This window comes from Candidatus Sororendozoicomonas aggregata, from assembly GCF_031528575.1.
In the GTDB taxonomy this organism is placed as follows: domain Bacteria; phylum Pseudomonadota; class Gammaproteobacteria; order Pseudomonadales; family Endozoicomonadaceae; genus Endonucleibacter; species Endonucleibacter aggregata.
Window position 1 is genome coordinate 37593 of sequence record NZ_JAVLSP010000013.1, and the last position, 21763, is coordinate 59355.

The following is a 21763-nucleotide window of genomic DNA, read 5'->3' on the forward strand; positions in this document are numbered from 1 at the left end:
AAAGTCATACATGAAGGGATGATATGCCGAGGATAATTTTTCGCACAAACAATACTATTCAATCTAAAGTCAAATGGAAGCAGGTAAAAAGTGACTCAGGCATTCATTGGCAAAGTCACGGAGGGGCTACTGATGGAGTGTGTGTTCCCATGGTCGGAAAATGGCTTCAAAGCAGCATCCTTTCAGGGGGCAGAGGTGTTCAGACTTACGGTGAGCTTGGTTCTGAGCATTTCATGGCAATTACTCATTCAGCCTACATGGCATACGGATCTGCCGCCGATGCAGACCGTAAGCAGCCATTTAATAACTCAATTGCTATGTTCAAAGTCTATAACCTGTCTGTCAAAGACAGCATAATGGGAACACACGGCCTCAATTTAGCAACTGTGTTAGACAAGGTGAGTTCTGAGAATGGCCACTTCGCGCTTACCTATATATATACTAAAGCCAATGATAATGATGATGTTGGGGGGCATATGATAGGCCTCCGCCATGAAGGTGAAATCTTCCAGTTTTTCGACCCTAATTATGGCCTAATAGAGTATGACAATGAACAAGATTTTAGAGGACATATTATGTATATATTTTTATCTGCCGGGAATGAAGAAAAAAAGCGTGCCACTGAAAGTCATTCGTATCACTACTGGTTGTTGCTAACAATCAACCATCCCCCCCTGTCTCAGCATAATAGTTGTCGCCTCTTCTGATTTTTCCTATTAAACAGGGGGCGGTCAGAGAGTGACCAATGGCTCGTTATTCACAAGAGTTGAAAGCATCGGTTATTCAGGGAAAAAAAGGAGGAAGAAAAAGACACCCATAAACTTTGTGATACGATGGTGCCGGGGGTAGAACAGGTGGATGTCGGGTGTTTAGCACTAACGCCTCCTGCTCTATTTCAGTGTGCTTGATCAAACGGCTGTCATTTTTATCAGCAGCGCACTCTCCGGTTGCAGTGTATGCATCATCAAACCCACCTGTTTTAACAGGGCACCGCCCATTTCTGTCGCTTCTTCCACCCACGGGCTAGGCTGCTTTATGTAGATGTCAGACGAACTGCTTTCGAGCAATTCGACCCGGTAAGTCTTGTGATCATCCAGCTCAGGAATTTTCAACGGAGCAGCCAGGGCAAATTCCGACATGCCCAGCTGGCAATACATGACAATGGCTTCACTCTTATCCTGACGGATAACCCCGCAGCCCTGAGTCTCTTTATGGACAGTATCACAGCGGAAATATTCGCCAGTGTGCAATAGTTCACGCAGGGATTTATGCAAGGCAATGTAGTTGGCAAAAGCCGCTTTTTCTTCTTCAGAAGCACATGCTGGGTCCAGCTCAACGCCCATATGACCAAAGAGCGCGGTAATGCCCCGAAACGCCAGATTATGCTGTCGCCCTGTCGTATGACAGAGCCTGGCACCAATATGGGCACCGGTAATTTCCAGTGGAAAAAAATAACTGGCACCGCGCTGAATAAGCTGACGCTCCAGGGCATCATTGCAGTCAGAAGCCCAAAAACGGTGGGTGCGTTTGAGGATCTCATAGTCTACACGACCACCACCGCCTGAACAGGTTTCAATTTCCACCATGGGATGTTTATCACGAATCGCATCCACCAGACGATAGTATGCGTTTACCTGGCCGTGGAATGCTGCTTTATGGTTATGGGTGGCCTGTACCAGCTCTCGATTCATATCCCATTTGATATAACTAATATCATAAGTACTTAGCATTTCATCCATGCGCCCGAGTACATAATCAAAGGCTTCGGGAATCTGCAAGTTCAGCACATACTGATTGCGGACTTTCACCTGCTCATAACCTTCCGTATGCAGCATCCACTGGGGATGGTTTCGGTAAAGAGCCGATTTCGGGCTGATCATTTCCGGCTCAAACCAAAGACCAAACTCCATACCCTGCTCTTTTACGCAATCAATGACAGGCTGTAAGCCCCGCGGGTACTTCCGGCTATCAATATACCAGTCGCCCAAAGCGGTAGTATCATCATTGCGACCCGAAAACCAGCCATCATCAATAATGAAACGTTCAATCCCTATTTCTGCCGATGCACGAACCATCTTCAAAATGTAATCGGGATCGTGGTCAAAGTAGATGCCCTCCCAGGTATTGAGGTGCACCGGGCGGACTTTTTTTGCTTGGGGAAACTGAATAATCTGGTTGCGAACATGACGATGGAATTGTTTGCTGATGACGTTTAATCCTTTTTCACTATAACAACTGAACAGGGTTGGAGTTGAGTAACTTTCCCCTGCTTCCAGTATTATCTCGCCCGGCATCAGCAGTTCACCTGCCTGAATATAACGACGTCCATCGCTCATAGCTTCCGTATGCAAACGGTGATTACCGCTCCAGCCAAGATGGAACCCATAAACTTCACCCGACGTTTCACTGAATCCTGGCTGGCCAATCATAATGCCAGGAAAATGCTCATGGGAAGTGCGCCCGCGACGATTCTCAATGGCATACCCACCACGATCCAATAGAATGCGATCAGTCTGGAATTCGTGCGTCCAGCGTCCATGAAAATACATCAGTTCCCGAGCATCAGCAGGCAATGGCAGTGTATTGGTGAGTTTTTGCAGTTGATAGGGACTGGCAGCTTCATTGGTGACTTGCAGCTGCGTTTCCAGAATATGACTGGTTTGGTTCAGCGTCAGATTGATTATCAGCTTCAGTCCGGCATCGGGGTCACGGCAGGAAAAGCTTACACTGCCAGGCTGTTCCAGAACGTCTTCCAGAGTAAATTCTGGTGACCAGCAGTTACCAGACCGGCTGCCTTCCAGCCCCGGCGCAGTGAACAGTCCACGAGCGTGCTCTGGACAAAGGGAAAGCGCGGTATCGGTATCAATTCTTGCCTGAGGCACTGAACGATGATTCGCTGAGAAAAAGCGGTCGTAGTCCTGATTTTCTGGCAGTTTTTTCCCCCAGTATACGACTTCGGGCAGGCGCTTTCCCGCCCTGATCAGCAAGCTGACTGAAGCAGTAGACAGGTGAATCAGTGATTGGGTCATATCAACAGGGCTCTTAAAGAAACGGGGAGATAATACACCTCCTGAACAGGAGGTGCAGTATACGCTTCAGACAGCCAGGCGGGTATCAGGCATAAGAAGTTTCAGTCGTTACTTCTTTTTTGTTGAATCGCTTATCCAGACGATAAGTTTTTTTATAAATCAGAGCGCTCAGTCCCACCATGACAGCAGGCACCAGCAACATGAGAACTTTCAGGCCAAGTACCGTTTCAGCCGTCTGCGCTTCATTAGCCACATAACCCACCATGGTCAGACCGAAACCAATCAGAAAGCCCGCCAGGGCACCGGCACCCTTTACCATCATGGTCTGCACTGAGAAGATAACACTTTCGCTGCGCATACCGGTCTTAACCTCTCCGTAGTCAACGACGTCAGCCAGCATTACTGTGGACAAACCGTTGAACAGACCATTACCAAACTTCAGCGCCGCACCGGCAATACCCACCAACACGGCGCTGGCAGGTGCAATTTCGCTGCCCAGGAACAGAACCCCACAGCACAGGATCGGGAATCCACATGCCAGAGGCCACATAAAATTCCGATTAATCACTTTGGAAATCCACGGAAACAAAAAGATGCCAGCGAATTCAGCTACCCCTGCTACCAACATGAACATTGGAAACATATCGGGCTGTCCAATAGCGTAAGAGAAATAGTAAATAGCAAAACCGCCAACGAGCTGCATGGCGATATTAAACGACAGCACGAAGCCGATCAGGGATTGCAACTGATCATTCTGCACGAGAATGTTTTTCACATCTTTGAAGGAGATTTTTTCCTGAGCAGCTTTTTCGATTGTCTCGATTTTTCCGGCTATCTCGACATTACCTGACTGGTTGCTCTTGTCAACCACCTTGAAGAAAGTCAGCGCAGCACTGGCAATGAAAAGAACGGCAATCAAAACACTGGCCAGGAAGAAACCATGCCCCTGATCTTCACCGCCGAACACACCCACAACGGACAGGCCATAAGCCCCCACCACTGTCCAGGCAATACTGGCAAAAATTCGCGGCCAAACCACCAGGTGTTCACGCTCGGACCGTTTACACGACAGCGATGGAATCATGGACCAGTAAGGAATGTCCATAATGGTGTATGTCACGCCCCAGAGAATGTATGTTATGGCTGCATAGGCATAGGCAGAAGTACCATCAAAGCGATGTGCACTGAACAGCGCCAGGAGGACAACAGCATTAATCAACGTACCTATCAGAATCCACGGACGGAACTTACCAAACCGGGTTCGGGTATTATCAACAATCATCCCCATTAATGGGTCAGTAAAAGCATCAATAATGCGAGCGACAAGAAAAAGTGTACCGACGTATACCGCAGAGAGGCCCACAACATCGGTGTAATAAAACATCAGAAAAATATAGATGGGTGCACAACCAAGGTCCTTTCCCAAGGCCCCTAGCCCGTAGGATAGTTTTGTAGAAAACGGTATCGCCTGATCACTTTTATTTACACTCATTACTCACACACCATTAAAAAAAATAGCTCATCAAGCTTTCACATGCAGCAGTAAAAATTTTTAATGCCACCGAAAAAAATACGTCGAAAGGGGAGATTGAGGGACGATGATTAATCGTCCCTTCCATCCATCAGGAGAGGGCAAAGCGCCACTGATAACGGGATGCCTTCAGCAAATATTCAGGTCGCACGCTAGGTGACCATGAATCATCACCACCTACTCCCATGTGGTGACCATCGAGATAGACGAACAAACCGGCATACTCAGTCAATTCGTTCGTATGGGTCGCTTTAGCGAGCTGTTCCTGACCATACGGGCTGACACTGAAGTGGAAATGGCCTTTGACAGAAACATCCCCCAAAGAAAGCGTTCGACTATCGCAGCGCAAGCCGTTCTCACTCGGGAAAATATACGGCGTGTGCATGTTGCCAACGGGTTGCGTCCACCGCCCGATATCTGCGCTTCGCAGACGATCCGGGTAATTTTCGTGTGGTCCACGACCCATCCAACTGACACATTCAGGTTTATCCTTCAGTCGCAGGGCCGCACCAACACGAGGTAAAGGCGGAAGCGATGCGTCAACCTGAACGTCAATATCAACGTTCATCTGACCGTCTATGGTGAAACAGTGGGTCCAGACCGTTTTAAGAATGGGTTTCTCTGCGCTTTCGCTGGCAAAATACGCATGATCAGCAATCAGCGAACCTTGCTCGGGATAACAACGAATTTGCACACAGCGATGATGCAGGTTACGCAACCCGGCCCGCTCCCAGCGTGGCATCCAGGCATTCGGATCAGGATTATCCACTTCACTCACACCAATATCGTTATCCAGTGGCGCTCGGAAGAAATTATCCGCCAGAGAGTCCAACAGCTGCTCATTGCCGTTTTTGATCCAGTGGGTTATCTGCCCTGTGCGCTTATCTAAGTGCCATTCGCTGCCACCCGCCTTGACCGCATAATGGTCTTTTAATGTGTCAATGACAGCATTCTGTCTGCTTTTTTCACAACCACTGACCAGAGACGGAGTTAGCATAAATTGCTGACAGGCTACTTCATGACCCGCTTTAGACCAGACCGTTGCTTCGGGCTGAGTAATAACCATGTTCAGGCGCGGCAGCTCTGTGGTCAGCGCCGGTGTATCAATGACACATTCACAACTGGCGCCGGGTGCCAGCTCCAGCTTCATTTCACCGGAACTCACTACGTCGTCACCCGTCATGAGTGTCCAGCTCAGCCGGTTGTTTTCTGTAGCGACAAAACAGTGCTCACTGGTCACTTTCACTGTCAGCGGTTGCGTGTTAACCAGCTCAAAGACAAATGGCTGCTGAGCGCGCTTGGCTTCAAACAGGGCTGGGTGCGGTGTTTTGTCTGGGAACACCAGGCCGTTGATGCAAAACTGACGGTCGTTGATTTTATCACCAAAATCACCACCATAAGCCCAGAAGTGTTGACCATTTTCGTCGTATTTATCCAGTCCCTGGTCAACCCAGTCCCAGATAAAGCCGCCTTGCAGGCGGTCATGTTTACGAAAGGCATCCCAGTATTCGGCAAAACCACCCAGGCTGTTGCCCATGGCATGAGCATACTCACAGAGAATAATCGGGCGGCTTTCGTCTTTTATGCCTACCCATTTGTTCAACGCCCACTTAGGCTGGTCGTAGAAAGGCTGAGCCAGATCCATATCCGTTCTGGCGTACATTGGGCAAACAATATCAGTAGCCGGGGTATTTGAACCGCCACCTTCATACTGAACCGGGCGGGAAGGATCGGCGCGTTTTGCCCACTGATACATGGCATCATGGGCCGCGCCATAACCGGACTCATTACCCAGAGACCAGATGATAATAGAGGGATGATTAAAGTCCCGGTAAACCATGCGCATCAACCGTTCCATGAAGGCACCGGTCCAGCGCGGATCATCAGCCAGTCGCCCCATAGGCGCCATGCCGTGGGTTTCGATGTTAGCTTCATCCACCACATAGAGACCCAGCTCATCACACAGCGGGTAAAACCCTGGTTGATGCGGATAGTGGGAACAACGCACAGCGTTAAAGTTATGTTGCTTCATCAGAAGCAGGTGCTCACGAACATCTTCCAGGGTTTCGAAGTGACCGGTAGCCGGGTTATGCTCGTGCTTGTTAACACCTCGAATAGTCAATGGCTTGCCATTGAGTCTCAGCAGACCATCACCCGTTTCAACTTTTCGAAATCCAATGTTGTAAGACTCGGTTTCAATATCAGTATCCGTTTCCAGATCAGTCAGAGTAACTGTTACACGATAAAGGTTTGGCATCTCTGCACTCCAGAGTGCAGGCGACCTGACCTTCAGAGCCATTTCACAACGGTCATCGTATCTCCCTCGTTCGTCTACCAGTGCAGAACCCATTGACTGAGTTTTAGTGGCAACCCGCTCATTACCGTAATAAAGGGCTGTGCGAATACCCAGATGCTGACTGTTAGTTGTCTCAACAACAATATTCAGGGTGCCATCCTTATAATGGTGATCAAGGTCAGGCGTAATTCGCACATTGGAAATATGACTGCTTGGCTTGTTCAGCAACCGTACTGAACGATAGATACCACTTAACCACCACATGTCCTGACATTCCAGATAGCTGCCGTCTGACCAACGCATCACCATCACACTCAGTGAGTTTTCACCAGCCTGGAGAAAATCTGTCAGATCAAATTCCGCAGGCAAACGACTATCCTGAGAGTAACCCACCATTTCACCGTTACACCACAGGTAGAAGGCACTGTTTACGCCATCAAAAATCACTCGGGTTCGGCTATCAGCCTGCCAGTGTTCAGGCAGGACAAAAGTGGAAGAGTAGCAGCCTGTTGGATTGTCTTCAGGAACGAAAGGAGGATTACAGGCGAATGGGTATTTGACATTGGTATAGACAGGTCTGTCATGCCCCTGTGTCTGCCAATTACCCGGAACCCTGATGGTTTGTTCGCGACCACACCCCTCTTTTGCAAAGCTGGTGGGCACTTCCCGGGGTGAATCATACAAAGAAAATGCCCAGTCACCGTCCAGACTAAGGACAGAGTCACTCGTTGCTCCGGCCAGGGCATCCTGCTCATTACGCCAGCTATGAAGTGGCGTATGGGCTTGCAGGCGGTTCCAGGAAGTAATTTCAGGCGTTTCCCAGTCCCGGCGCATGATCTGAATCATGGATTCCTCACTCTCAATTCACTCGGGTAAATGTTAAGCATTTATCCAAAGTGGTCAATCTTTAATAGGATGAGATGGTAACTTTGTGATCATCTGATAGCATTGACTCAAATCAAGGGATTATAAACGTTACTTGTTGCTCACTATTTCCCCACTATTTCCCCGCTATGGAAGGGTACTGACAAGCGTCAGTAGACACACGCTACAACCCTTCGCACTAGCCTGGGAGCCTGTCGGACTTAAGACAATTTCGGCCTAAAATCCAGAAAGTGCGAGAAAGTGCGAGAAAGTGCGAGAAAGTGCGAGAAAGTGCGAGAAAGTGCGAGAAAGTGCGGCCAGAATTTCCGATCAATTGGCTTAAACAGGTCAACTATTCGCGCGAATTGATCGAAAATTCTGACTCGCCCTACTGAATTTTATGCTCGAAAGCATAAGTCCGACAGGCTCCTGGTTAGAATAAGTTATTGGCCGTATTAATTCTTACAAGCGCTTCGTTGATACTCTCCAGAAGGTCAGCCAGGAGATCAGCCGCTCCCTGGTTCGAAATATCCGAGTGCTGATCCCGGGAATTTGAAAAAATAAATTCAGATCACATTCGTTACATTCGGACGTTGACAAGCAGGGGAGTCTACCCCCCGCTTGAACGGTGACGTTTCAATGAAACCTTTATTTCTGCAATACCGGGTATATCCTGTACAGTAGCGGCACGCTGAATCTCTCTGTTGGTAACACGTAGATGGTTATCTACATCATAAGTAGCGTTATGTTGACCCCCACCGACTAAGGCAGAGAAGTCTTGTTGGTTTTTCACACTGAACGAGTAATCACCACATTTAAATGTCAAGGCAATATCAGGACCATGGAAAGCATACTGAGTCGCGTCCCAAATACTTTCATTGTATGCCCCTATCTCGTCAGGTGGCTTAATATCCCATTGACCATGCTTAAGATAATTACGTGTTATTTTGCATGCGTAACGGGTATTATTAATAAAATTTACTTGCAAGGCTTTCGAGTTGAATTTCGATTTGAAACTACTGGCAGAACTGGCGGCTGCAGGTAATATCGTGAAAATGAAGGTTGCAATAACAGCCAGTGATGCTTTATTCATGTTGGTTACCTCATGCAGTCAACAAGGATGCCGCTTCGCGCCACGCGCTTGAACGACACCATAGGAACATAACAGCAAGAAAGCCTATCCCCCACTTGAACGGTTACCACTCAATGAAACATATATTTCCGTAACACCGGGTTTATTATGACCGGTAGTGTGTCAGATATGTGGGTTAGCGTAAATATTAATGCCAAATTCCACTTTGTGGATCAGCAAACCTATGGAGCCTGTCGGACTTATGCTTTCGAGCATAAGATTCTGGCCGCACTTTCTCGCACTTTCTCGCACTTTCTGGATTTCAGGCCGAAATTGTCTTAAGTCCGACAGGCTCCTATGGCAATATCGTGCATCTTTGCGGGCTTTGAAAAGCAGATCATCCCCCGTGCCTTAACTGTCTCCCACGCCAACATTGAAAATGTTGAAAGGCTTTTTTTTGTTGACCTGAATCAACGTTTGTATAATCAGCCTGTTTTACGATCTGACCCTACTTTACTACCCAGAGGAAGTACGCCAAATGAGCATCCTGGTTACTGGTGGTGCTGGCTACATTGGTAGTCATACCTGCCTGGAACTACTGAACGCAGGCTACGATATTGTGGTTGTGGACAACCTCTGCAACAGTAAGCCAGAAGCACTGAAACGGGTTTCAAAAATCACCGGTCGAGACTTTGTTTTCAAAGAAATCGATATGCGCGATATAGTCGGCATGAGAGACGTATTTGCCCAATACAACATTGATGCGGTGATTCATTTTGCTGGTCTGAAGGCCGTGGGTGAGTCCGTTAGTAAACCGTTGACGTACTATGACAACAACGTCACAGGTACTGTGAAACTGCTGGAAGTGATGGATGAATTCGACGTTCGCCATCTTGTGTTCAGCTCTTCCGCTACCGTTTATGGCGATCCACACGCTTTGCCGATTCGCGAAGACTTCCCCACCAGCGCAACCAATCCATACGGTCGCTCCAAGCTGTTTATCGAAGAGACCCTGCGCGATTTGGCTGCCGCCAACGAAAAATGGAACTTCAGCCTGCTACGCTATTTTAATCCCGTTGGTGCCCACAAAAGTGGTTTGATTGGTGAAGACCCTAATGGCATCCCCAATAACCTGATGCCCTTTATTGCCCAGGTGGCTGTGGGCAAACGTGAAAAGCTCAGTGTTTTTGGTCATGACTATCCCACAATAGACGGCACAGGTGTCCGTGACTACATCCATGTTGTGGATCTGGCGAAGGGCCACCTGGCAGCACTGAAAACACACTGGGAAAGCACGGGTGTTCATACCTACAACCTTGGCACAGGAAAAGGCAACAGTGTACTGGAAATGCTGAGAGCCTTTGAGCAGGCCTGTGGAAAAAAACTGGCCTATGATTTGGTTGACCGTCGTCCGGGTGACATTGCCGAATGTTACGCAGATCCTTCTTATGCTGAAGAAAAGCTGGGCTGGAAAACTACCCGTAACCTGGTTGATATGACGACAGATACCTGGGCCTGGCAGTCCAGAAACCCTAACGGTTTTGAAAGTAACGATGATGACTGACACCGAATTTAACCCGGTTGACCACCCTCACCGCCGTTATAACCCGCTGACTGGCGACTGGATTCTGGTATCTCCGCACCGGGCCAAACGCCCATGGCAGGGTCAAGTAGAAAAAACAGCACCAAGTGACCGTCGTGCACACAATCCTGAGTGTTATCTGTGTCCAGGTAACACACGAGTCACTGGCGACAAGAATCCAGATTACACCAAACCTTTTGTCTTCAAAAATGACTTTCCGGCGTTACTCACCGATACACCTGATACAAACAACAGTTCCGGTCTGTTTAAAACGTCCGGTGCCTGCGGTGAAGCTCGCGTTATTTGCTTCTCGCCAGACCACAGTAAAACGTTACCGTTGCTATCGAGGGAAGAAATTCGGGATGTGGTGGATGTCTGGGCAGAACAAACGGAAGATCTGGGCAAGCGATACCCCTGGGTGCAGTTGTTTGAAAATAAAGGCGCAGCGATGGGTTGCTCTAACCCACATCCACACGGACAAATTTGGGCCAGCAGTTTCCTGCCTAATGAAGCCCGTAAGGAAGACGACAACCAGCGTCAGTGGCTGTTAGAAAAAGGTACCAATATGTTGGTTGACTACGCCCACAGGGAATCTGAATCCGGTGAACGGACTGTGGTTGAAAATGACGACTGGATTGCCGTTGTGCCCTACTGGGCAGCCTGGCCGTTTGAAACACTGCTGCTACCAAAGCAGCCAATTTCTCGCATTACGGAGCTAAATGCAGAGCAACGCCTGACACTGGCCGACACGCTGAAAAGGCTCACCACTCAATACGACAACCTTTTTCAAACCTCTTTCCCATACTCTATGGGCTGGCACGGTGCGCCACTTAACGAAGACGACACTAGTCATTGGCAGCTGCACGCACACTTTTATCCACCATTACTGCGCTCTGCCACCGTTCGCAAATTCATGGTGGGCTTTGAAATGTTGGCTGAAACCCAGCGTGATCTCACTGCCGAGCAGGCAGCAGAGCGCCTGCGCGGCCTGCCTGTAACCCACTACCTGAAAGCCTGAGGAAAGCATTTTTACATGGCTATGAAGCAACAACTGACCCACCTGTTTGAAAGCAAATGGGGGGCAAAACCGGAACACTTCTATCAGGCTCCTGGTCGTGTCAACCTGATTGGCGAACATACTGATTACAACGATGGGTTCGTATTACCATGTGCCATTAATCACCAGACAATGATTGCCGCCACACCCCGTGACGATCAAAAACTGATGGTGAGCGCTGCCAACTTTGACGGCCAGCTATCAGAATTTAATCTGGAACTCCCTGTTAAAGCCAGCTCTGAAGCAACATGGAGCAACTATATCCGCGGCGTGGCCACCGCTCTGCTGGAGCGTGGTATGCCTCTGCGTGGCGCCAATATCGCCATTATTGGCAATGTACCTCAAGGTGCGGGCCTGTCGTCTTCCGCCTGCCTGGAAGTCTGCACGGGCCTGGCCCTCAGTCGTCTGGCAGGTTTGAATGTCAGTCTTAAAGAACTGGCCCTGATCGGTCAGGAAGCAGAAAACAACTACGTGGGCGTCAACTGCGGCATCATGGACCAGATGGTTTCTGCCTGTGGTGAAAAAGGCCACGCCATGCTGCTGGATTGCCGTAGCCTGGAAACCCGCTCGGTGAAAATACCTGAAGGTGCGGCCATCGTTATTATTAATTCCAACAAAAAACGTGGGCTGGTTGATTCTGAATACAACACACGTCGTCAGCAATGTGAGTCTGTTGCCCGACATTTTGGTGTGAAAGCCCTGCGCGATGTTTCTGTTGAAATGCTTGATGCGCGCAAGCATAAACTGGACGAGGTGTCTTATCGCCGGGCCCGTCACGTTGTTACGGAAAATAACCGCACGCTTGAAGCGGCTGAAGTCATGCCTGAAGGGAACCTGAAGCGAATGGGGATTCTTATGGCTGAATCCCATGCTTCCATGCGAGACGATTTTGAAATTACCGTCCCCGCCATTGACACTATTGTGGAGATTGTCAAAGGCGTCATAGGTGAAGACGGCGGCGTTCGTATGACCGGTGGCGGCTTTGGTGGCTGCGTAGTCTCTCTGGTACCGGAAGAAAAGGTCGCTGCTATCAAACAAGCAATGGAGCGCGGGTACGAAAAACAAACGGGCCTGAAAGCTGATATCTATGTTTGCAAAGCGAGCCAGGGTGCATCCAGTATTGCCTAAGGGCGTTTCCCTCGTTTTATACTGGCACGAAATAACCGCAGAGACGCAGTTTACTAACTATTTGAGTCTATATCGTGAACATCTCTCAGGACGTTTTTGGTAAGAGCCGGTTCAATGAAACCGTGAACCGCTATACCTTAAATAACAGTCATGGAACCCAAGTAGCCATTTTGAATCTTGGCGGTATCATCCAAAGTCTTTTCACCCGTGATAAACAGGGCAAGCTCTCCGATATCGTGCTTGGCTGCAACACGGTCGCTGGCTATGAGGAGCAGCAGGCTTACCTTGGCGCCATCGCTGGCCGATTCGCCAACCGTATCAGTAATGGTCAGTTGACTATTAATGGCAAGGATTACCAGCTGGCCCGCAACAACGGCAAACACCACCTCCATGGTGGTCACAAAGGTTTCAATAGCTGCCTGTGGTCTGCTGCAACAAAGCAGCAATCGAACGCCGTCACAGTCACTCTGACGTACCTCTCTAAAGAGGGAGAAGAGGGTTATCCGGGCAATTTGAAACTCCAGGTCAGCTATACACTCAATGAAAGAAACGAGCTGCATATAGACTATCAGGCCACAACCGATGCCATCACAGTGGTAAACTTGACCAATCACAGCTATTTCAACTTACGCGGTTATGGCAGTTGTCTCAATCACCAGCTCGAACTCCGGGCCGATCATTATCTGCCAACGGACGCAACAGCTATTCCCACCGGCGAACTGGCCCCTGTGAAAGGCACTCCCATGGACTTTCGAATAACTAAAGCCTTGGGCCGGGATATTGACAAAGCTGACCAACAACTGCTTCAGGCTAAAGGATACGACCACTGTTGGGTATTTGCTCAAGCCGATGAAAGACCGATAAAACCACAACAATTTGCCATTGTCTCTGAACCGGAACATGGCAGAAGGATGGAAGTCTTCACCACTCATCCGGGCGTTCAGCTCTACTCGGGAAACTACCTCGATGGTACACCGTCAAAATCAGGACAATGCTACCGTAACTGGGAGGGTTTTTGTCTGGAAACCCAGCATTTTCCTGATTCGCCCAATCATCCGCATTTTCCTTCAACGCTGCTGCACCCGCAAGAAACCTACTCACACCAGACTATTTTTCGATTTAGCTAAGAAGCAGTCTTAAAAGTCATGCTCCTACTGCGGCTACGATAAATGGGTCTAAAAAGTCGCTTTTGTTCGTCAAATAGTCCCGCTATTCTCCTCACAAAAGCGACTTTTTATCCGCCATTTCTCGCAGTCCTCGCTACGGGCAGACTTTTAAGACCGCTTCTGAGGTATGCGATGGAAGAGATCAACGCACCCGCTTTACAACCGAAGCTTTTCGAGCTGATGTCATTATCATAAACAACATCCCGGTCAGGAACAGAGTTAACACAATGCTGGCACCACTTGGCCAGTCGAACCAGGCTGATACCATTATGCCACTGATGATACTGACGGAGCCGAGTATCAGGCTGATCAGAAGTGAATACTTGCCCTTTACAAAAGCAGTGCACAGCGCGGGAATAACCAGCAGGGCAAATTCCAGATAGATACCTGTCAGTTTGACGGTCACTGGCATCAGGATGGCAAAAATCAGATAAAAGCCATGTCCTCCCAATAAATGGGGCCGCCAGAAAATCACGCCGAGCATAACCACAGTTACCAAGCCCAGATGCCAAACATCACTCCAGGTTGCCCACAGTAGCTGACCATTAAGCATGTTTTTTAGAAAGTCAGCACCATGGGGGTCTTTACTGACCAAAATCATTGCCATAGAACTGGAGACAGCAAACAGGGTTCCAATCAGAGCCTCCAAATGCTGTTTCCAGTACTTTTCGAGTAAAGCAATGAGCAGGCAAAACAGGACAGACAATAACCATGGACCTACCATCTCCCCAAACCAGCTCTGTTGAAACAGACTGAAATGACTCAGCCAGTAATGACTGATGACAGCACCTAAAGCCGCAACCTGCGCAACAGCCAGATCAATAAAAATAATCTGCCGTTTAAGGACTTGTTGACCCAGTACGACATTGCCAGCCAATGCGATAAAACCACAGGCCACAGCAGGCAAAAGCCACAGGTATTCAGCCATGGGCCTCCCCACTTGTGATGTCAGACTTCGTCGGCGCCATGGTTTTTAGTAGCGCATGAATAACTTGATCATAAAGTTCACTCAGTGACTGCCCATCGGACACAGTCATTGGTAACTCAACCACCGGTTTACCCGTATGCTCATGTAACCAGTTCGCAGGCCGTTGATCCTGGTGAGAAGAGAAAACAATGGCATCAAAAGAGTCTTTCCCCAACTGAGTCAGAGATTGCAGGTGCGATGCCGTGGGTTGTAAACCGGGTTTCGGCTCAAGGTCTGCCACCTGTTCAATGCCCAGCCAGTCAAACAGATAACGATAAGTCGTGTGATAACCCACCACTTTTTTGCCTCGAAGTGGCGCTGCCAGCTCCTGCCAGCGAAGGATATTACTATGCCACTGAGCACGGAAACGTATGCCATTAGCCTGATAAAGCCGTGCGTTCTCTGGGTCAATGTGTCGTAGACGCTCAGTCACAACCCTGGAAAGCTCTGGGATATCATTGACGGCAAATTGTACATGGGGATTGCCATGGGCATGTATATCACCCATTGCCCGGTCTACGTGATTGTGCGTGTCCAGCATGGTGACATGGCCAGCAGCATAGATCATGGTATCACTGCTATTTTGTGCTGCCCGGTTTCCACTTTTGCTTTGCAGCATGGGCAGCCAGCCAATTTCCAATTCAGCACCTGAACACATCACTAAATCTGCCTGACGCATTTTGGCAATCAGTGAAGGGCGTGCCTGCACATAATGGGGGTCCTGCATAGCCGTTGTTGCTGAGAAAATATCAGCATCCGGCGCGTGGGCAGCCACCAGTGCTTGCCATTCAGGTTCGCAGACAAAAATATTCAGTGCCATGGCCTGCGCGGAAAAAATGGCTGCCGAAGCGGCCAGGCACTTTTTCAACGTGTCAAAAAGCATGGGCGCCATGTGCTCCAAAGGTCATGACATATTGTAAGGTGAAGGTGTTGTCTTTTTTATTCTCTTGGTCTTTGGTCTGGGAGTATTGCGCTCGAATCGTACCAAAGTGAGAAGCGTTCCATGCCACCATGACTGACGTTTCTTTTTCTTTCTCTGCGCTAAAGTGCGCGTGATCGTCATGGCCGTGGGCACTATAGGTTTCTACTTCACCATAACGCAAACCTGCTGACCAGTTTGGGCTGAAGCGATAGACACCTGACAGGTAGTAACCATCCAGTTGACCGGGCGCGTTTTCTTCATGCTTGAATTTGTCGTCAATAACATTGTCCAACAGCATGTACTCTGCTGACAATGTCAGGTTCTGGTATTTGTAGTTACCATCAGGTGCCCACTTCCAGACCATGTCTACACCATAAAGATGCTCACCTGTTATTGATGCGCTGTGATCATGGCTGTGGTCATGGCCATCTCCTGAGTAGTGGTCATGGCTGCCGTCATCAACGGTAAAATCGTTGACGGCACCGTTTTTGTTGTTAAGATAGCTTAAGCCCATCTGCCAACTGGAAGACGCAGACAGGTCTCCCCCTATTTTCATTGTCCCTGTGTAGACGCCAACGCTGCTGGCCTCACCGCTGTTTTCCAGAGCAGACATTTTGCTGCCGGTCAGTGCTTCTAAACCCAGGCGAACATATAAATCCGTTGGCAAAACGATACTGGCTCGAATACCGTCATCATAATAGTGAGAACCCAGATAACTTTTATAAATGCCAGGCCGATCAGTAAAACTGTCAGTATGGGTATGCTGGTTATTCATATAGCCAAAGTCAGAAAGAAAGCGTCCAGCACGAAGCTGGGAACCATAAGGCATGCTGAGCGTTTCGATGAACGCTTCTTCAACGGCCAACTCAGTTGTGTCGCCATGACTTTCCAGAACGGTCGTTAGCGCGCCGTGAAATTTGTCGTCAATATTAGCGGACATATTGAGTTCGGTATGGCCCAGACTAAAACCGCCACCATCTTCATACTGCGCGTCAAGTACCACGCCAATCTGCGGGTTAGATAAAACATCAGCGGTAGCCGGCACCGATGCCAGTGAGCCCAGGACAACAACAGGCCATTTTTTCACAATAACTCCCTTTTTGATATACTATAACATTGCAAAAGTTTGGAGATGTTATAACATAACCTTCATCTTGGAAAGGCTTTGTTGAACTCTGTTCAAAACTATTTTGCCAGGAGCCTGTCGGGCTTAAGCTTTCGGGCATGACATTCAGTAGAGCGAGTCAGATTTTTCGATGGATTTGTGCGAATAGTTGACCTATTTAAGCCAATTCATCGGAAAATATGGCCGCTCTTTCTGGATTTCAGGCCGAAATTGCCTTAAGTCCGACAGGCTCCCAGAACCAGAAATGATGGGGGGTTATTATTCATGAAACTTACCTGTTAACAGGCGTCAAAAAAATTGCGCGAACACGCACATGCAGAGGGATGTCGTCGGGCTAAAAAAAACCAACAACAGCATTGAGACTTTTCAGAAGCAGTCTTAAACCTCAATTCAACACTAGGTGCCACACGGTCAAAAAATAAAGAGCTATGATGGTCTAACCATTGCCGAAGAGCTATGGCGTACTAACCATTTATCCATATCCTCCCCTTCACAGGCCTCGTCTATATCACGTTTTAAATCTTCCAGCTTTTTGTACCCCAATTTGAACTTTATCTTAGGAAAGTAGTTATTATCAGTACAACAATCATGGTAGATGGAAATACATTCCTTGATATCCAGGATTTTCATTTTGGGGAAAGCGTGTATCGCCATAGACAGGCATGACCGGAGCATTGTGTTCCGATTTTTTATAGGGACAAAGGGGCTTCTGCTGACATGCATTACCCTGCCGTCGTAAAATTCAAACATCCAGCCATGCTCTATTGCTTCGGGGCCACCAAGTTTGACCAATTTGCTCACAATGGCTGGGTCAGTTATCTCTTTGGAGTAATTCCTAAGATAATAATCATCCGAAAAACCAAGAAAGGCACGACCAATATTCTCGGGCCAGGGATGATGTTGAGTAATAAGTCCAAAAAAACACTGATGCTCAAAATAGACGGTTGGGTTCAACGCGGCACTACCAGTATATCCAATGATATTTTCAGGGATATAAAAGTCATCTCTGTAGCCCATCATTAGATCACTCAAGTTACCCATTACTACCACATAGAGTGCCCATCCGATTGGATAACATCAGTACTTAACCGGTCAGCAGTGATTAAAAGTGACTGTTTACCTCTGCGATACGTTATCAAAAAGTATCCGAAATATTGTTAAAGCGGCCCATATAAATCCTCTCTTATAACGAATTATCGCCTATGTTATAAGAAACTGCATTATCGTGTATCAGGGTATTAACGTGCATGGCGCTTTTGAACATCTGGTGTTAGAAATGGCCGTGATTTTCGGTGGCGCCTCGCTGTTAGGCACGCTGTTTGTCTCCTTTAAACAACCGATCATTCTCGCTTACATTCTGCTGGGTATTATCGCAGGCCCCCACGGAATCAGTCTGGTGGTTAACGATGGGCATATTGACGCTATCTCAACAATGGGCATCATTTTGCTGATGTTTTTATTAGGACTACATCTGCACCCCACCAATTTATTTCATCAATTAAGGCAAACGGCATCTGTCACCCTGTTACGCCTTTTTTTCACGGCAACACTGGTAGCAGCCCTGTTGCACTGGGTATTTCAATTTATTGTTTACGACGCCTTGATCGCCGGATTGGCACTGTCATTTTCCAGTACGGTTATCAGCCTGAAACTCATCCCTACGACGACACTCCACCATAAGCGGGTTGGCGAGGTGATGATCAGTATTTTGTTATTTGAAGATATAATAGCCATTTTGGCCGTCCTGCTGATCTATGGCGACAATCACACTGACTGGCATATCAGCATTATACTGCTCCCTTTAAAAACCGCCGTGTTTGCGGCCACCGCCTGGGCCTTTGTCCGGTTCGCGCTGCTCCCGCTTTTCCGAAAGTTCGACATTATCTCTGAGTACATCTTTCTGGTGTCACTCGGTTGGTGCCTGACAGCCGCTGAGATAGCAAATGAATGTGGTTTATCTCACGAAATAGGGGCCTTTATTGCCGGGGTAACATTAGCCACATCGCCTATAGCTCTGGTGATTGCAGAAGGGCTTAAACCTTTGCGGGAGTTTTTCCTGATTCTCTTTTTCTTTTCGGTGGGCGCTCAGTTCAACCCTTTTATGCCTACTTTTCTGTGGCTGGCGACCTTGGCGGCAGCAGCGGTTGTCCTTATCAGCAAGCCTTGGGCCTTCCGCTTTTTATTGATCCATCTGGCGGAAGAACGCTCAGACCGAGCGATAGATATGGGACTGAGACTTGGGCAAAGCAGTGAATTTTCACTCCTGCTTGCCTTTGGCGCTCTGGCAGCCGGCAAACTCTCAGCCGGTGCAGCCCTCGTGATAGAGGGTGCAGCAATTGTGACGTTTATTATATCCACCTATATTGTCGTCGGGCGGCTCCCCACACCCATCGCCTCAAAAGGGGGTATGAGAAGTGATTGACCACAGGCTCAGGTTGACAAGGTTGGCACTTCAGCCTGTTTAATGGTCTGATAGCCTGAACAGACCCTGATCATTGCCGTGATAATGCAAATAACAGCAAACACCGTGGCAAGCCAGGGAAAATGCTGTGGAAACAAACAAAACAACACAAAAATCACAATTGTTTCAGTGCCTTCAGCTAATCCTCCCAAATAATACAGTGATTTGTGACCAAAATGGCTATGCTTGATAGCATGCTTCTGTGCCATAATCCCAAATGCCAGAAAGCTTGCGCCAGTGCCCATAAATGAGAACATCAACAAGCTGCTTGCCAAAGCATTGCTCTGAGGGTCAGATAAGGCAAAACCCAGCACGACACCCGCATAAAAAATAAAATCCAGGGTAATATCGAGAAAACCGCCGGCATCTGAAGGGGACTGTAAACGTGCCAGCGCCCCATCAAGTCCATCAAGTACGCGGTTAACCAAAATCATTACCAAAGCAGGCAGATAAAGCTGACTCGCCAACAGAGGAATCGCCAACATGCCAGCGACAAAACCGGTTAACGTGATATGATCAGGACTAAAGCTGCTTTTATTCAGTAAAGCAGCTACTTTTGTCAATGGTGGCTGAACCCACTGTGTTGTCCATCTATCTAGCATGGTTTCAATAATCTTAGGGCTAATGGGAAGTTAATCATACCGGGTTCTGTGCGTTTCTATCACCGCTGGTACCGTCAAACGTATCAAGTACCAATGAGATTGCTATGTCCAGTACTCGTAACCGACACATGTTAGCCATTTGGGCCAATTATCTGAAGCAAAATTGGGTATTAGCTTTTGGGTTTATAATCGTTTTTACTGGATTGCTGACTTTTTTTTACAACCTTGGTGAGAGCCAGGCCACTTGCAACGCAACACTTGCGCAGGGAGACCGAGCGTTACTGAAAACTATTAACGCCATGGAAATTGAGAAAAACCAACATGTTAAGGAAATATCCGTTCTTAAATACGCAAGAAAGATCGATAAACTGGCAATAGAAAGTACACGCGCCACTATTCAACAGCTTGAAACAGAAAAATCACAACTGGCACAAGAACTTGCTTTTTACCGAAGTATTATGGTCCCTGGGACTAAAGAAACCGGTGTAAGAGTGCAAACCATCAAACTTCGCCCTTTGGCACAAGGGCATACTTTTCACTTTCAGATGATTATTGCTCAGGTATCACGCACCAATGCTTTTCTAAAGGGCAACGTCTCCATCACAATTGAGGGCTTCAACCGGGGTGAAAAGAAAGAACTCTCACTGTTTCAACTGGCAGGAATCGACCAGGACAGCCTGCCCCTTGGCTTTCGCTACTTTCAGGCACTGCCGGAAAAACCAGATGCCTATTTAGTCACCTTACCGGAAGGATTTACCCCCAAAGCCGTGCGAGTCGCCATTGACATTCGCAGCGGAAGCAAGCAGCAATTGGATAAAACCTATGAATGGGCCAACCTGCTGGAAAAATCCAATGGCAACTTATCATCGCAAGACCTGTGAACCGGTATGGTTCTCGTCTTTGCCATTGGCTGCTATGATAGCGATTAACGCTTTTGGTGGTGGACTGAATCTGTGACACCTGTTCTCTTTCACCCCCTTGTCCCCCGGGGTGACAAAATCACACGTTCAGACCCCTATCTTGTCTTTTAATCATTAATCGGGCTGATAAATACCCCAGTGTCACGCCTTGTCAGCACGGGAGAGCCAATGAGTACTGTAGAAACTGTAACCCCTACCCCTATTATCTTTACAAATAATGCTGCGGCAAGAGCGAAGTTACTTATCGAAGAAGAAGAAAAGGAAAGGGAGGAGGAACGGGGAAAGGAAGAGACAAAGGAACAGGGAGAGGAAGGAAAGCAGGAAGAGAAACAGGAAGAGGAAGAGAAACAGGAAAAGGATCAGGAAGGGAAACAGGAAAAGGATCAGGAAGAAAAACAGGAAAAGGATCAGGAAGAAAAACAGGAAAAGGAAAAGAAACAGAAAGAGGAAAACGAAGAAAGCCGTCATCTAATGCTACGTGTCTATGTCACTGGCGGTGGTTGCTCAGGATTTCAATATGGTTTTACCTTTGATGATAATATTGCTGAAGACGATACGGTGATCAGCAATGATGGCGTTCATTTGGTTGTGGATGCTCTGAGCTATCAGTATCTGGTAGGGGCCGAAGTCGACTACGAAGAAGGCCTTCAGGGGTCCCGTTTCCTGGTGAAAAACCCCAATGCCACATCAACCTGTGGATGTGGGGCTTCATTTTCCATTTGAGGCGACTTTTAACAATACTGAAACCGTCGTCTTTAAAACAGCTACTTTTTTACAGCTATTGGCGGCGCTTGTCTCCCAGTCATCGACTCTTTGCAGACTTCCGGTGCTTCAATGACTTGCCGCCAGGGTGCTGCTTTAGAACCTTTGGGGGTTTATAATCAAGGAGCCTGTCGGACTTATGCTTTCGAGCATAAACCCGACAGGCTCCTAGCCCGGATATTTCATAAACTGCCCTGAGAATTGCGCAGAACCTTGCGGCTCTAAGGGATTTTGTGAAGGAGCGCCGTACCGGGGAGTACGGTCGATTGAGCAAAACT

General features: G+C 48.0%; 17 protein-coding genes. 8 read left to right on the forward strand and 9 right to left on the reverse strand.

Going from position 1 to position 21763, the window contains the following annotated elements; all coding sequences use genetic code 11:
* Nucleotides 1–23 precede the first annotated feature (23 nt).
* Complete coding sequence (locus tag V4C51_RS04345) at nt 24–707, forward strand: YopT-type cysteine protease domain-containing protein (protein WP_330924907.1); 684 nt, start codon at nt 24–26, stop codon at nt 705–707.
* Between the two features lie 201 nt (nt 708–908).
* On the opposite strand, the gene V4C51_RS04350 is transcribed toward V4C51_RS04345, so the two are convergent.
* From V4C51_RS04350 to V4C51_RS04365, 4 genes are all read right to left on the reverse strand, one after another.
* A complete protein-coding gene (locus V4C51_RS04350; protein ID WP_330924908.1) occupies nt 909–3029 on the reverse strand; it encodes an alpha-galactosidase in 2121 nt (706 codons plus the stop codon).
* A gap of 85 nt (nt 3030–3114) precedes the next feature.
* Nucleotides 3115–4521, reverse strand: a complete 1407-nt coding sequence (melB, locus tag V4C51_RS04355; RefSeq protein ID WP_330924909.1) for a melibiose:sodium transporter MelB — start codon at nt 4519–4521, stop codon at nt 3115–3117.
* Between the two features lie 130 nt (nt 4522–4651).
* A complete protein-coding gene (locus V4C51_RS04360) occupies nt 4652–7702 on the reverse strand; it encodes a beta-galactosidase (protein WP_330924910.1) in 3051 nt (1016 codons plus the stop codon).
* A 628-nt stretch (nt 7703–8330) separates the two neighbouring features.
* The gene (locus V4C51_RS04365) at nt 8331–8813 is read right to left on the reverse strand and encodes a hypothetical protein (RefSeq protein WP_330924911.1); all 483 of its coding nucleotides are present in this window, start codon (nt 8811–8813) and stop codon (nt 8331–8333) included.
* A 517-nt stretch (nt 8814–9330) separates the two neighbouring features.
* Between V4C51_RS04365 and galE the strand changes: the two genes are divergently transcribed.
* The 4 genes from galE (at nt 9331) to V4C51_RS04385 (ending at nt 13686) form a co-directional block, all read left to right on the forward strand.
* Nucleotides 9331–10356 carry a UDP-glucose 4-epimerase GalE gene (galE, locus tag V4C51_RS04370; protein ID WP_330924912.1) on the forward strand — a complete coding sequence of 342 codons (1026 nt, stop codon included), beginning with the start codon at nt 9331–9333 and terminating at the stop codon, nt 10354–10356.
* Entirely contained in the window at nt 10346–11392 is a 1047-nt protein-coding gene (galT, locus tag V4C51_RS04375) for a galactose-1-phosphate uridylyltransferase (RefSeq protein ID WP_330924913.1), read from the forward strand. The genes galE and galT overlap by 11 nt, the downstream gene beginning before the upstream one ends.
* A 15-nt stretch (nt 11393–11407) precedes the next feature.
* The gene (gene galK, locus V4C51_RS04380; protein ID WP_330924914.1) at nt 11408–12559 is read left to right on the forward strand and encodes a galactokinase; all 1152 of its coding nucleotides are present in this window, start codon (nt 11408–11410) and stop codon (nt 12557–12559) included.
* 74 nt (nt 12560–12633) lie between these two features.
* The gene (locus tag V4C51_RS04385) at nt 12634–13686 is read left to right on the forward strand and encodes an aldose epimerase family protein (RefSeq protein ID WP_330924915.1); all 1053 of its coding nucleotides are present in this window, start codon (nt 12634–12636) and stop codon (nt 13684–13686) included.
* A gap of 181 nt (nt 13687–13867) precedes the next feature.
* Here the strand turns inward: V4C51_RS04385 and V4C51_RS04390 are convergent, their stop codons facing one another.
* The 4 genes from V4C51_RS04390 to V4C51_RS04405 form a co-directional block, all read right to left on the reverse strand.
* The gene (locus tag V4C51_RS04390; protein WP_330924916.1) at nt 13868–14653 is read right to left on the reverse strand and encodes a metal ABC transporter permease; all 786 of its coding nucleotides are present in this window, start codon (nt 14651–14653) and stop codon (nt 13868–13870) included.
* Nucleotides 14646–15584: a metal ABC transporter solute-binding protein, Zn/Mn family gene (locus tag V4C51_RS04395; protein ID WP_330924917.1), complete on the reverse strand. Its 939-nt coding sequence runs from the start codon at nt 15582–15584 to the stop codon at nt 14646–14648. The genes V4C51_RS04390 and V4C51_RS04395 overlap by 8 nt, the downstream gene beginning before the upstream one ends.
* Nucleotides 15565–16701 carry a hypothetical protein gene (locus V4C51_RS04400; RefSeq protein WP_330924918.1) on the reverse strand — a complete coding sequence of 379 codons (1137 nt, stop codon included), beginning with the start codon at nt 16699–16701 and terminating at the stop codon, nt 15565–15567. Before V4C51_RS04400 ends, V4C51_RS04395 begins: the two co-directional genes overlap by 20 nt.
* 465 nt (nt 16702–17166) lie before the next feature.
* Complete coding sequence (locus tag V4C51_RS04405; RefSeq protein ID WP_330924919.1) at nt 17167–17781, reverse strand: hypothetical protein; 615 nt, start codon at nt 17779–17781, stop codon at nt 17167–17169.
* Between the two features lie 184 nt (nt 17782–17965).
* Here V4C51_RS04405 and V4C51_RS04410 point away from each other — a divergent pair, with 184 nt between their 5' ends.
* Nucleotides 17966–19162 carry a cation:proton antiporter domain-containing protein gene (locus V4C51_RS04410; protein ID WP_330924920.1) on the forward strand — a complete coding sequence of 399 codons (1197 nt, stop codon included), beginning with the start codon at nt 17966–17968 and terminating at the stop codon, nt 19160–19162.
* 8 nt (nt 19163–19170) lie between these two features.
* Here V4C51_RS04410 and V4C51_RS04415 read toward each other — a convergent pair whose 3' ends face one another.
* Nucleotides 19171–19803: a CDP-alcohol phosphatidyltransferase family protein gene (locus V4C51_RS04415; protein WP_330924921.1), complete on the reverse strand. Its 633-nt coding sequence runs from the start codon at nt 19801–19803 to the stop codon at nt 19171–19173.
* Between the two features lie 104 nt (nt 19804–19907).
* Here V4C51_RS04415 and V4C51_RS04420 point away from each other — a divergent pair, with 104 nt between their 5' ends.
* Together V4C51_RS04420 and erpA are read left to right on the forward strand one after the other, a co-directional pair.
* Nucleotides 19908–20684 (forward strand): DUF6776 family protein, encoded by a 777-nt coding sequence (locus V4C51_RS04420; protein WP_330924922.1) that lies wholly within the window; start codon nt 19908–19910, stop codon nt 20682–20684.
* A gap of 207 nt (nt 20685–20891) precedes the next feature.
* Nucleotides 20892–21446 carry an iron-sulfur cluster insertion protein ErpA gene (gene erpA / locus V4C51_RS17870; RefSeq protein ID WP_420797631.1) on the forward strand — a complete coding sequence of 185 codons (555 nt, stop codon included), beginning with the start codon at nt 20892–20894 and terminating at the stop codon, nt 21444–21446.
* Nucleotides 21447–21763 lie beyond the last annotated feature (317 nt).

Excerpts from the sequence above, each read along its gene's own strand:
- V4C51_RS04350 (WP_330924908.1), bottom strand. The coding sequence starts at position 3,029 with ATGACCCAATCACTGATTCACCTGTCTACTGCTTCAGTCAGCTTGCTG.
- V4C51_RS04345 (WP_330924907.1), top strand. The coding sequence starts at position 24 with ATGCCGAGGATAATTTTTCGCACAAACAATACTATTCAATCTAAAGTC.
- melB (WP_330924909.1), bottom strand. The coding sequence starts at position 4,521 with ATGAGTGTAAATAAAAGTGATCAGGCGATACCGTTTTCTACAAAACTA.
- galT (WP_330924913.1), top strand. The coding sequence starts at position 10,346 with ATGATGACTGACACCGAATTTAACCCGGTTGACCACCCTCACCGCCGT.
- V4C51_RS04420 (WP_330924922.1), top strand. The coding sequence starts at position 19,908 with ATGTCCAGTACTCGTAACCGACACATGTTAGCCATTTGGGCCAATTAT.
- V4C51_RS04405 (WP_330924919.1), bottom strand. The coding sequence starts at position 17,781 with ATGGGTAACTTGAGTGATCTAATGATGGGCTACAGAGATGACTTTTAT.
- V4C51_RS04390 (WP_330924916.1), bottom strand. The coding sequence starts at position 14,653 with ATGGCTGAATACCTGTGGCTTTTGCCTGCTGTGGCCTGTGGTTTTATC.
- galK (WP_330924914.1), top strand. The coding sequence starts at position 11,408 with ATGGCTATGAAGCAACAACTGACCCACCTGTTTGAAAGCAAATGGGGG.
- erpA (WP_420797631.1), top strand. The coding sequence starts at position 20,892 with ATGAGTACTGTAGAAACTGTAACCCCTACCCCTATTATCTTTACAAAT.
- V4C51_RS04365 (WP_330924911.1), bottom strand. The coding sequence starts at position 8,813 with ATGAATAAAGCATCACTGGCTGTTATTGCAACCTTCATTTTCACGATA.
- galE (WP_330924912.1), top strand. The coding sequence starts at position 9,331 with ATGAGCATCCTGGTTACTGGTGGTGCTGGCTACATTGGTAGTCATACC.
- V4C51_RS04395 (WP_330924917.1), bottom strand. The coding sequence starts at position 15,584 with ATGGCGCCCATGCTTTTTGACACGTTGAAAAAGTGCCTGGCCGCTTCG.
- V4C51_RS04415 (WP_330924921.1), bottom strand. The coding sequence starts at position 19,803 with ATGCTAGATAGATGGACAACACAGTGGGTTCAGCCACCATTGACAAAA.
- V4C51_RS04360 (WP_330924910.1), bottom strand. The coding sequence starts at position 7,702 with ATGATTCAGATCATGCGCCGGGACTGGGAAACGCCTGAAATTACTTCC.